Raw genomic sequence first — 11271 nt, 5'->3', positions numbered from 1 at the left:
AGTGATTTTTAATCTATCCAATCTTAAAAACATAAAAACTTTAATAACCAATCTACCAATAACTAATACACCAATTAACAATAACAACCCAATAACTTAACTAACTTTAAAAACTTTAACTAATCCTAACAACTTAACTAACACTAAAAAACATAACTAACTTTTATCATTTCAACCAACTATTTAATTATATATCCGACTCCTCTGATATTTTGGATGAAGTCTTCTTTTAGGGATTTTTTAAGGCGGCTGATTTCGGCTCTTATTGTGGCGTTGTCAACAAATCCGTCCCATACTTCGTCTCTTAGCATTTCAAACGTTACGCTTTTACCTTTATTAAGGGCTAAAAGTTTTATAATGTTTCTGTGAATGTTGCTGAGTATTTCCGGAGTATTATCAAAAAGTAGTTCGCTTTTTTGAACGTCAAATTTATATCTTTTAGATAATTTTATGAAATTTTTTTCGGTTGATTCAATCTGGCTTCCGAGTCTTTCTATTTTAATGAGAAGTTCCTGCAGGTAAAAAGGTTTTTTAATATAATCAAAGCAGCCTAAATCATAAGCTTTTGTAATGTGATCGATGCTGTTCATTGCACTTATAAAGATGGTTGGGGGTGAGAGCTTTTCTTTTTGCAAAGCTTCTAAGATAGAAAATCCATCGATATTAGGAAGATGTATATCAAGTATTAAAATATCAAAATTTTCTTTTTTTAAATATTCATAAGCTTTTTTACCATCTATAAAAGATTTTACAATATATCCTTCATTTTGCAGGTATTCAGTAATTATTTCGTTTAATGAGTATTCATCCTCAACCAAGACTATTTTCATTGCATTCCTTAAAATGATATTCAAATCTAATTATATTATCTTTATGTGTTACATTTACTTTAATATTGTATTTTTTACAGATTTCATTGACTAAATAGAGTCCGAGTCCAAATCCGGAAGTATTTTCATGTTCTTTATAAAACGGGTCGAAGAATTTGTCAATGTTATTTATTTCGTTTGTTTTATTTTTAAAAATTAAAGTATTTTGTTTTGCAGTAATTTTAATTACAGAACCAGGAATAGAGTATTTTATTGCATTTGAGAGATTGTTGTCTATAATTCTTATAAGCTCTTCTTTGTTAATGCAAATATTAAAATTTTTAATTTCATATTCAAATTTTAATTTTTTTGCATTTGCAATGGTTTCGAAAAACTGAATTCTTTCTTTTAAAATATCTTTTATATTTATAATCTGTAAAGGATAATTTTTATGTTTGTATTTCAAAACAAAGCTTAAATCCGCATAGATATTGTTAATCATCAAAACAGCCGATTCTATTCTTTGTATATTTTTATCTTTTTTATCCAGAAAATTAAGTGATGTAAGAATTATTGCAAGGGGCGTATTTATTTCGTGAATGGCGGTTTTTATGAAATTTTCCTGTTCGGTTATCAGATTTTGAAGTTTTCTGGTTTTTTGACGAACTTTTTCTTCAAGTGTTAAATTAAGTCTTTCAAGTTTTTTATTTTGTGTATTGATTTCTTTTAGCATTTTATTGACATATACGGCAATATTTAGAAACTCTTTTATTTTAATATCGCTGAATTTTATATATATATGTTCCTGATAAGCTTTTTGGAAAAATTTCACAAATATGTTTATTTCTTCTTTTAAAAATTCATTTAGTAAATAAAATCCGCCAAGGGCAAACATATATATAATGAATGCAAGTGTCAGGAAATTAAGCATCGTTTTTGTCAGTTTATGAATTAATGCTTTTTTTTTGCTTTCTATGAGTTTTTCTATTTTGGTAAATGAATCCTGAAGTATGATTTTATAGCTGTTGTCAATCAAAGTATAAGATATAGGTTTTTTAGGTGGGGTGGAATGTATAAAGATTGGCAGGTCTTCTTTTTTAATTTCAACGTATATTGATTTATCTAGGATAATATTAAGAATCTGATTATAGTTTTTTGGTGATATTTTTAATATCTGATCAATTTTGTAAGCGGTTTGTTGGAGCTTTTTGTTTGTTTTTTGAATAAACTCCTGTTTTATTTTAATTGTTTCTCTTTCAAAGTCCCTGTATTCTTCAAAAATTGCAAGTGCTGTAAAAATTACGGATAAAATAAACAGGAGGGAAATCCCTCCAAGATAGATTTTGTTAAGAGATAGTGTTTTCACTTTATTTTAAAATACAGCTGTTTACTACTTCAATAATTGCTTCAACAACTTTAGGATCTTCCAAAGTTGAAGTGTCTTGAGTAATAGGTTCACCTTTCGCGACTGCTCTAAGGATTCTTCTCATGATTTTACCACTTCTTGTTTTCGGAAGTCCCGGAACGAACGCCACCGTGTCAACTTTTGCAATCGCACCGATTTCCTCTTTTACAATTTCGTTAATTTCTTTAATAATTTCCATCTCTTCAGCTACCGTGTCTTCTCCTTTTAGAACAACATAAGCAAATACGCTTTCACCTTTAATTTCATCAGGTCTTCCGACTACCGCAACTTCGGCAATTAGAGGATGTTTTTTAATTGCAGCTTCAATTTCTGCGGTTCCGAGTCTATGGCCTGAAACGTTTATAACGTCATCAACCCTTCCGGTAATCCAGATATATCCGTCTTCGTCATACATCGCCCCGTCACCTGAGAAATATACCGGTTCACCCATTTTTTTGGCAGTTGAGAAATAACTTTTTACAAATCTTTCCGGATCGCCCCAGATAGTTCTTATCATACTCGGCCAAGGTTTTGTAATACATAAAAGACCTTTTTCGTGTGCCGGCATTTTTTCACCTGTTTCATCGATAATTTCTGCGAAAATTCCAGGAAGAGGGAATGTCGCACTTGCTGGTTTTACAGGTGTTGCAGCCGGAAGAGGTGTAATCATGTGTCCACCGGTTTCAGTCTGCCACCATGTATCAACGATTGAACATCTGCCGCCTCCTACAACTTCATAATACCATTTCCATGCAGGAGGGTCGATAGGCTCACCAACCGTTCCTAAGATTCTTAATGAACTTAAATCATATTTTTTAGGCTCATCAGGTCCCATTTTGTTAAGAAGTCTGATCGCAGTAGGTGCGGTATAGAACTGGTTAACTCTGTATTCTTCAACCATTTTCCAAGCTCTTCCGCTGTCAGGATATGTAAGCACACCTTCAAACATAAGAGTCGTCGCACCTGCTGCAAGAGGTCCGTAAACGATGTAAGTATGTCCCGTAATCCATCCGATGTCCGCCGTGCACCAATAAGTGTCGTTTTCTTTTATGTCAAATACCCATTCCATTGTAAGCTGAGCCCAAAGGATGTATCCCGCTTGTGCGTGTTGAACGCCTTTTGGTTTTCCGGTGCTACCAGATGTGTATAATAAGAAAAGAGGGTCTTCACTATCCATAATTTCAGCAGGGCATTCATCACTTTGATTTACGATTAAATCATTATAACTTACATCTCTTCCGTTTACCCATTCAATGTCCTCATTGTTTCTCTCAACTACTATTACTTTTTCTACAATATCAACATCTTCAAGAGCTTTGTCAACCGTAGGTTTTAGCATATAAGGGCTACCTTTTCTATATGCACCATCAGCGGTAATTACAATTTTGGCTTCGGCGTCAAGAATTCTGTCTTTAAGAGCTTCGGCACTGAACCCGCCAAATACCACGCTGTGAATTGCACCGATTCTTGCACATGCAAGCATTGCAAACGCAGCTTCCGGAATCATAGGCATATAAATGACAACCCTGTCACCTTTTTTAACACCAAGGCTTTTAAGAAGGTTTGCAAATCTGTTTACTTCTCTGTAAAGTTCAAGGTAAGTAATTATTCTTTTTTCTCCGTTATCACCTTCCCAGATTATTGCAGCTTTGTTTTTTCTTATATCAAGATGTCTGTCGATACATTGATATGCAACATTCAGTTTTCCGCCCACAAACCATTTATAAAAAGGTGCGTTTGAAGTGTCAAGAGTCTGCTTGAAATCTTCAAACCATGTGATTTTTTCTCTTGCAAATTTTGCCCACGTTCCTTCATAATCTTTTTCAAACTCTTCCACAAGTTCTCTATATTCGCACATATTTTTAAATACAGGATCTTTAAACATTTCTTTTTTAGGATAATATACTTCGTTTAACATTTATGCTCCTTTAGGCTTTTTTATTTATAATAGTCTAAAAGTGAAGCATAAACGTAGCAATGAATTAAGATTTAATTTTTGATTAAAGATGATGTGTAGATTAGTAACATTGTATTATACTAAGTTGTAAAGTTGTGAAGTTGTAAAGTTGTGAATGGAAAAACAATCCTTCACAACTTACCTACTTATCCGCTTATCTACTTACTTATAGTTGTCAATAGCTTTTTGAATAAGTTCGATTGCTTTTTCTCTTCCTTCATATCCTGTAACTTTTACCCATTTACCTGGTTCTAGGTCTTTGTATGTTTCGAAGAAGTGTTTGATTTGATTTAATTCAATTTCAGCCAAATCGCTTAAATCGTTGATTTTTGCCATTTTAGGGTCTAATTTCACTGTTGGAACAGCTACGATTTTTTCATCTTTTCCGCTTTCGTCTTCCATAATCAGAACGCCTATAACTCTACTTTTAATTACGGTTCCCGGAACTACGCTTTCACTTGAAAGAACTAAAATATCAATAGGATCACCATCATCAGCCAAAGTGTTTGGAACAAATCCGTAATTTGCAGGATAAAACTGGCTTCCGTAAAGTATTCTGTCAAGGAATATTGCCCCGCTGTCTTTATCAAGTTCGTATTTAATGTTGCTTCCTTGTGGGATTTCGATTACCGCATTTACATATTCTTCCGGATTTCCCGGTTTAATTTTTGTAATATCCATTAATTCTCCTTTTTTTGTGAAATTATATCAAGATATTTTATTAAGTATATTCCGGTTATATAAATTATCCAGTTGATATATATCCATAAAAATAAAAACATTAACAATGAAATTGAACCATATATCGTCGTATAAGTTTTATTTATTAAAACATAATATATAAAGATGTTTTTTGAAATAAAAAATGTCGCAGTAACCAGTAATGATGATATTAAAGCCGATTTTGTTTTTTCACCTTCAAGGGTCATTTTATATGAAAGAAAGAATGTCAACCAAATTATAAGAAAAGGTGCGAGTTTTGCAAAATTTATCCAGGAAGTATAAGAAGATTTGTCTAAAAAAAACTGAAGCTTAATTGACATAAACATCGCTGCTGCGAACATAATCGGAAAAAGTGTAAGCATTGTCCAGTATAGTTTTATTTTTTCCCACAGGTTTCTTTTTTGCTGATTGAATATTTTCGAAATAATGGTTTCATAGTTGTCAAAGAAAAGAATTGAAGTGATTAAAATGTAAAAACCTCCAATAACTCCCATTTTACTTGAGTTTGTCAAAAAATTTTTAAGATATGTAGAGATAAGTTCTTGGTTGGTCGGCAGCAGGTTTGAACTGATAAAATGTTCAAGTTTTGAATAAAACTCGGCAAAAAAAGGTGTGTTTGCAAAAATAGTCAATACAATAAGTATTAGGGGAACGAGAGAAAAAATAGTATAAAAACTGAGTGCGGCAGAATAAAGGGTTATTCCGTTAATTGTTTCTTTTAGTGTTTTTAAGTTTATATTTTGAATTTTTTTTAAATAATTCTCAATTTTCAATTCTCAATTCTCCATTTCCAAAAGCTCTCTTTTTTCTTCAAGTTCAAGATATCTTTCAACCTTATTATCGTATAATTTTTTAATTTCTTCAAGCTCTTCACTTAGAGTAACTAAACCTTTTTCCTGATAACATTCCGGATTTGCAAGGCATTCTTCTATTTCGGCTATAGCTGTTTCAAGATCTTCTATGAGTTTTGGCAGTTCGTCAAGTTCTCTTTGTTCTTTATAGCTTAATTTTTTCTGTTTTTTCTCTTTTGGCTTTTCTTTTTTATTGTCATTTTCCATTTTCCATTTTACATTTTCAAGTAATTTAATCTCTTTCTCTATTTCAAGATACTCGGTATATGGAATATGACTCTCTTCGACAATCCCATCACCTTTGAAAATAAACATTTTTTTTGCAATTTTATCCACAAAATACCTGTCGTGACTTACAAATATTACGCTTCCTTCAAAATCTAAAAGATACTCTTCCAAAATATTTATAGTCGGAATATCAAGATCATTCGTAGGTTCGTCCAAAATTAATACGTCATAATCTTTGGTAAAAAGCAGGGCAAGGGCGACCCTTGTTTTTTCCCCGCCGCTTAAAACACCTATTTTTTTAGTTAGATATTCGGGCGGAAATAAAAATTCCCTCAGGTATCCGTAAACGTGCATATTCCTTCCTCTTACATTTACGTGATCACCGCCTTGGGGGCAGAATGTCTCGATAAGATCTTTATCGTCATTTAGCATTGATTTTCTTTGGTCTAAATATCCGATTTTTACGTTTTCTCCTATTTTAATTATTCCGCCATCAGGTTTTTCTTCACCGATCAAAATTTTTAAAAGCGTTGATTTTCCGCTTCCGTTTTTACCGACTATTGCTATTTTGTCTTTTTGAAGAATTCTTGTGGTGAAGTCTTTAATTAAAAGTTTGTTTCCTATGCTTTTATTTAAATGTTCTATTTCAAACATTACCTTTTTTTTGTTTATTTTTTCATCTTCTTTGGCCAAAAGCTCGCGTTTAAGCTGCATTTCAATCTGTCTTATCTCACTTCTGTCCTGTTTTACTTTTTCTCGCAGTTCAAGAACTCTTTTTTTTCTTCCTTCGTTTCTTTTAAGTCTCGCTTTTACCCCACGCCTTAACCATTCCTCTTCTCTTTTTAAAAGTCTTATTTCGTTTTCAAATTCTTTTTCTTTGGCTTTTAAAAGTTCCTCTTTTTGGCGTATGTAATCGGCATATCCGCCTTTGAAACTGCGCAGTTTGCAATTTTCAAGTTCAACCACCCTTGTAGCGATTCTGTCAATAAAATACCTATCGTGGCTAACTACTATAAATGTATATTTCTCTTTTAAAAGTATTTCTTCCAAAAATTCCGTCATATACACATCAAGATGGTTTGTAGGTTCGTCCAAAAGCAACACATCGGGTTTTTGCAAAAGCAGGCTGGCAAGGGCTACTCTTCTTTGTTCACCGCCGCTTAAAAGCGAAATATCTTTGTTTTCATATTTTTTTAAATCAAATTCCTGCATAACCCTTTCAATTCTGTCATCCAAATTCCATGCATTATGAAAATCCAAGAATTTGGATATTTTGTCCATTTCACTCTGGATGGTTTTATTTTCCGGGTTTTTTGCAAATTCTTCCGTAAGAGAGAGATATTTTTTATAAGCTTCTTTAAATTCTGTAAGTTCGTTTTCAATGGCTTCCCTTACAGTTAAATTATTTTTGAATTTTGGAGTTTGAAGCAGCCTTTTTATTTTTATTCCATTTTTGGTTATTATTTCTCCGCTGTCAGGTTCGATCGTCTTATCTATTATTTTCATAAGTGTAGATTTACCACTTCCGTTTTTTCCAATTAACGCAACCCTTTCACCTTCATCTAGGTGAAATTCCACATTGCATAAAATTGTTTGAGCTTCGAATTTTTTGCTTACATCCAGTAAATCTATTAATGCCATCTTCTACCTTATAATATAAATTTTAAGTTACGAAATAATACCAAAATGTTTTATTCCCTTATATTAAATTTATTTTATAAATGAATTTTCACTTATTAGAAAACCTTATTAACTTTGAATTAATATTTGATTTTTAATATAATCTTTTTTGAAAGTTTTTTAAAGGAGAAGGATGGAAAATTTATATATTGCTGCTACAAAATATACACCAGAAATTTCATTAGATGCGGAAAAGGGGATAATAGATATTAGGGGAAAATCATACCCTGAGAATACTTTTGAATTTTACGCACCTGTAATTAAATGGATAGAAGAATATTTAAAATGTTGTGCGAAAGATGAGATTGTTGTAAATATGGAAATTATATATTTTAATTCAAGTAGTTCCAAACTTTTTTTTGATTTATTTGATTTATTAGATGAAGCAAAAGATAAGCACAAAATAGTAATAAATTGGATCTTTGATGAAGAAAATGAAAGTGCTGAAGAAGCAGGTGAAGATTTTATTGAAGATTTTGAAGATTTAGATATAAGATTAGTAAAAAAATAATTGGATTAATTATGGTCGAAAACAAATTAATAAGTGAAATAGAAGAAGCTAAAAAAAATTTTACCGATTTAATGGATAAGCTAATAAAAGATATTAAGCGTCATGAAAAAATAATGATAAGGTCTGATAAAAGACAAAAAAAAGAATATGATGAACTTCAAAAAAAATTAGAAGAAGTTGAAAAACTTCAAAGAGCACAGAGAGATTTAATTGATTCTTTTATTAAAATAATTGCTAGTGCAATTGATACCAAAAGCACTTATACTGGGGGACATTGTGAAAGAGTTCCTGAATTAGCTATAAAATTGGCTAAAAAAGCCAGTGAAAGTGATGACATTGACTTTAAAATAGAAAATGAATTTCAAGAAAGAGAAATATCAATTGCCGCTTGGTTGCATGATTGTGGAAAAATTGTCACGCCTGAGTATGTAATGGATAAATCTGTGAAGTTGGAGACGATTTATAACAGAATCCATGAGATTAGAACTAGATTTGAAGTTATTTATAGAGATTTAATTATTGAATCTTTAAAAAGAAAAATGGCTGGCGAAAAAAAAGAAGAAGTTGATAAATGGCTTAAAAAAGAATATGAAAAATTAAAAGAGGAGTTTGAGTTTATAGCTAATTTAAATATTGGAAGTGAGTTTTTGGATGATGAAAAGATTGAAAAGTTAAAAAAAATAGCTCAGAGAGAATGGTATAGATATTTTGATGATAAACTCGGTTTAAGTGAAGAAGAATTAAGTAGAATTCCTAAAGAGGAATTAAATCAAAAACTACCTGTAAAAGAAAAATTACTTAGTGATAAAAAAAGGCATATAATAAAAAGAAGTAAAAAAGAAATAGAAGATTTTAAAAAACATGGTTTTAAAATAGAAATTCCTGAAAATTTATACAATTATGGAGAAGTTTATAATTTGAGCATAAAAAAAGGAACTCTAACAAAAGAAGAGTTTTTCAAAATTCAAGAACATGCAATTATGACTATTAAAATGTTAGAACAACTTCCGTTTCCGGAACATTTAAAAAATGTTCCTTTATATGCTGGGGCTCATCATGAAACATTAAGAGGGACTGGCTATCCAAGAAAATTAACAGCAAAAGAATTACCTATACCTGCTAGAATAATGGCAATAGCTGATATTTTTGAAGCATTAACTGCCAATGATAGACCTTATAAAACTCCAAAGAAATTGTCCGAAGCAATAAATATTTTATTTTATATGGTTAAAGATGGTGATTTGGATAAAGATTTATTTATCCTTTTTTTAACAAGTGGTGTATATTTGGAGTATGCTAAAAAATATTTAAAATCGGAACAAATCGATGAAATTGATGTAAATTATTATGTTAATGCATTTAAAGAAAAAACAAAGGCTGATAATGATTAATATAAATTATCTTGAAAAAATACTTGAAAAAGATGGGATTATCTTTTTAACATATGGTGGAACATTAACACAATCTTTAATTGTTGCTATGACTGAAGCATTAGAAAAAGAGACTGAAAATGCTGAATTATCTATGGGGTTAGCTAGTAAAATTTTTACAATTTTTATTGAACTTGCTCAAAATATGATGAATTATTCAAAAAAAGTAAATCAAGAAGGCTTTGATCCAAAAGGTTTAATATTAGTTGGAAAAACAAAAGATGGTTATTATTATGTGTTTGGACAAAATATTGTTGATGAGAATGATAAAAATAAAATAGAAAGTAAAATCAAAAATATTATTAATTTAAATAAAGATGAAATAAAAAAATTATATAGAGAAGTTAGGAAAAGTGGAAAATATACTCATACAAAGGGTGGTGGTATAGGTTTTTATGAAATCGCAAAAAAAAGTGAAAAAATTGAATATGACTTTGTAGAAATCGGTAATAAAAAATACTATTTTCAATTTAAATCTATTGTGGGGAAATCATAATTTTTTGCTAAATTAATATCTTTATTTATCTGCTTTTTTAAAGCTTTCAAATTATCAAACTTTCTGTTTTCCCTTAAATATTTTAAAAATTCAATATTAATTAATTCTTCATTTTCATTTTTCCATTTTTCATTTAAAATATGTGTTTCTATTGAAAAGTTTCCATCAGTTGAGCGTTTCCCTATAAAAGTCAATGAAGGAAACTTATTTGTTAAAGTAATATAAACACCCTGTTTAGGAATAAGATAGCTTTTTAAAAGAGTAATGTTTATAGTCGGAACAAGTTCTTTGCCGCCTAATCCCTGGCCTTTTATCCGTTTTCCTTTTATTTTGTAGGTATGTCCTAAGAATCTGTTTGCTTTTGTTATTTCTCCATTTTTGATAAATTCCCTTATTATTCTTGAATGAACCCCGATGCCGTCAATTTTTACTTCTTCTATTGCTTCAACTTCAAAATGTTTTTTTAAAAGATTCAAATCACCACTTCTGTTTTTACCGAATCTGAAATCTTTGCCTACTATGATTTTTGTAATGTTTAATTTTTTGAGAATACCAATAAATTCAATCGGGCCCAGATTTTTAATATCATTCAAATCAAAAAATTTGCAAGGAAGTGTTGTGTAATCACACCTGTCGGTGCCAGGGGTTAAGTTACTTCCTTTTTCTATAACGACAATCATATCCGCTCTTTTTATCAAAGCCTGATGGCCCAGATGCATTCCGTCAAATCCGCCTATTGCAGCTCTCATGCGTAAAAGTCTATTTTGAATTTTTTATCGGATGAGTTGTTATCTTCAGGTTTTTCTTGTGAAAGCTCCTGAGACGCTTTTGCGGCAATCATATCCGCTGTTTGTGCAACTTTGAGATCCTGAGGGCTAGGATCGGCGGGTGCAAGGGCTGCAGCTTTGATCTGCTGCATGTTTTTTATTGTTTCTTCAGGCGTTTTTCCTTTTATTATTTTTATAGGAACTTCTCCGGCTATTGCGTATTCTTTGCCGTCAGGTCCTTTTACTTTTGTATAACTCGGAGCTCCGGCAAAACCTCCGCCTGCGGCCTGATGAGCCATTTCGTGGGCTTTTACTTTTGTATCAACTGCCTGAAGTTTAGAAATTTCCTGCTGGATTTTAGGATCTGTCTTAATGTTTTGTAGTGTTTTATTATCTGTAGGAGTCGGTGTGATG

The 11271-nt window shown here is 31.1% G+C and carries 11 protein-coding genes; 3 read left to right on the top strand and 8 right to left on the bottom strand.

The genetic code is table 11. The annotated features are described in order from the left end of the window. Positions 1-179: 179 nt before the first annotated feature. From ACYQ19_RS01570 to abc-f, 6 genes are all read right to left on the bottom strand, one after another. Positions 180-830, bottom strand: a complete 651-nt coding sequence (locus tag ACYQ19_RS01570) for a response regulator transcription factor (RefSeq protein ID WP_459977677.1) — start codon at positions 828-830, stop codon at positions 180-182. Continuing rightward, positions 811-2175: a sensor histidine kinase gene (locus ACYQ19_RS01565; RefSeq protein WP_459977676.1), complete on the bottom strand. Its 1365-nt coding sequence runs from the start codon at positions 2173-2175 to the stop codon at positions 811-813. The genes ACYQ19_RS01570 and ACYQ19_RS01565 overlap by 20 nt, the downstream gene beginning before the upstream one ends. Position 2176: 1 nt before the next feature. After that, positions 2177-4132, bottom strand: coding sequence for an acetate--CoA ligase (gene acs / locus ACYQ19_RS01560; RefSeq protein ID WP_459977675.1), 1956 nt, complete (start codon positions 4130-4132; stop codon positions 2177-2179). Between the two features lie 201 nt (positions 4133-4333). Further along, the gene (gene ppa / locus ACYQ19_RS01555) at positions 4334-4852 is read right to left on the bottom strand and encodes an inorganic diphosphatase (protein WP_459977674.1); all 519 of its coding nucleotides are present in this window, start codon (positions 4850-4852) and stop codon (positions 4334-4336) included. After that, entirely contained in the window at positions 4852-5667 is an 816-nt protein-coding gene (locus ACYQ19_RS01550; protein WP_459977673.1) for a YihY/virulence factor BrkB family protein, read from the bottom strand. The genes ppa and ACYQ19_RS01550 overlap by 1 nt, the downstream gene beginning before the upstream one ends. A gap of 3 nt (positions 5668-5670) precedes the next feature. Further along, positions 5671-7614, bottom strand: coding sequence for a ribosomal protection-like ABC-F family protein (gene abc-f / locus ACYQ19_RS01545; RefSeq protein WP_459977672.1), 1944 nt, complete (start codon positions 7612-7614; stop codon positions 5671-5673). A 172-nt stretch (positions 7615-7786) separates the two neighbouring features. Here abc-f and ACYQ19_RS01540 point away from each other — a divergent pair, with 172 nt between their 5' ends. The 3 genes from ACYQ19_RS01540 to ACYQ19_RS01530 are packed head-to-tail and all read left to right on the top strand — an operon-like array spanning position 7787 to position 10090. Beyond that, positions 7787-8164 carry a DUF1987 domain-containing protein gene (locus tag ACYQ19_RS01540; protein ID WP_459977671.1) on the top strand — a complete coding sequence of 126 codons (378 nt, stop codon included), beginning with the start codon at positions 7787-7789 and terminating at the stop codon, positions 8162-8164. A gap of 11 nt (positions 8165-8175) precedes the next feature. Then, positions 8176-9555 carry an HD-GYP domain-containing protein gene (locus ACYQ19_RS01535; protein ID WP_459977669.1) on the top strand — a complete coding sequence of 460 codons (1380 nt, stop codon included), beginning with the start codon at positions 8176-8178 and terminating at the stop codon, positions 9553-9555. Next, positions 9548-10090: a SiaB family protein kinase gene (locus ACYQ19_RS01530; RefSeq protein WP_459977667.1), complete on the top strand. Its 543-nt coding sequence runs from the start codon at positions 9548-9550 to the stop codon at positions 10088-10090. The genes ACYQ19_RS01535 and ACYQ19_RS01530 overlap by 8 nt, the downstream gene beginning before the upstream one ends. Here the strand turns inward: ACYQ19_RS01530 and ACYQ19_RS01525 are convergent. Both ACYQ19_RS01525 and ACYQ19_RS01520 read right to left on the bottom strand, forming a co-directional pair. Further along, positions 10060-10839 carry a bifunctional riboflavin kinase/FAD synthetase gene (locus tag ACYQ19_RS01525; RefSeq protein ID WP_459977665.1) on the bottom strand — a complete coding sequence of 260 codons (780 nt, stop codon included), beginning with the start codon at positions 10837-10839 and terminating at the stop codon, positions 10060-10062. The two genes, ACYQ19_RS01530 and ACYQ19_RS01525, sit on opposite strands and share 31 nt — an antisense overlap. Continuing rightward, entirely contained in the window at positions 10836-11213 is a 378-nt protein-coding gene (locus ACYQ19_RS01520) for a putative metalloprotease CJM1_0395 family protein (RefSeq protein WP_459978233.1), read from the bottom strand. Before ACYQ19_RS01520 ends, ACYQ19_RS01525 begins: the two co-directional genes overlap by 4 nt. Between the last annotated feature and the right edge of the window lie 58 nt (positions 11214-11271).

The sequence above is a fragment of the Nautilia lithotrophica genome, from assembly GCF_054656815.1.
The sequence above is the reverse complement of the archived record's forward strand: the minus strand, read 5'-3'. Positions and strand labels throughout refer to the sequence as shown.

Coding starts and splice junctions, on each gene's coding strand:
- ACYQ19_RS01570 (WP_459977677.1), bottom strand. CDS start 830: ATGAAAATAGTCTTGGTTGAGGATGAATACTCATTAAACGAAATAATT.
- acs (WP_459977675.1), bottom strand. CDS start 4,132: ATGTTAAACGAAGTATATTATCCTAAAAAAGAAATGTTTAAAGATCCT.
- ppa (WP_459977674.1), bottom strand. CDS start 4,852: ATGGATATTACAAAAATTAAACCGGGAAATCCGGAAGAATATGTAAAT.
- abc-f (WP_459977672.1), bottom strand. CDS start 7,614: ATGGCATTAATAGATTTACTGGATGTAAGCAAAAAATTCGAAGCTCAA.
- ACYQ19_RS01540 (WP_459977671.1), top strand. CDS start 7,787: ATGGAAAATTTATATATTGCTGCTACAAAATATACACCAGAAATTTCA.
- ACYQ19_RS01535 (WP_459977669.1), top strand. CDS start 8,176: ATGGTCGAAAACAAATTAATAAGTGAAATAGAAGAAGCTAAAAAAAAT.
- ACYQ19_RS01530 (WP_459977667.1), top strand. CDS start 9,548: ATGATTAATATAAATTATCTTGAAAAAATACTTGAAAAAGATGGGATT.
- ACYQ19_RS01525 (WP_459977665.1), bottom strand. CDS start 10,839: ATGAGAGCTGCAATAGGCGGATTTGACGGAATGCATCTGGGCCATCAG.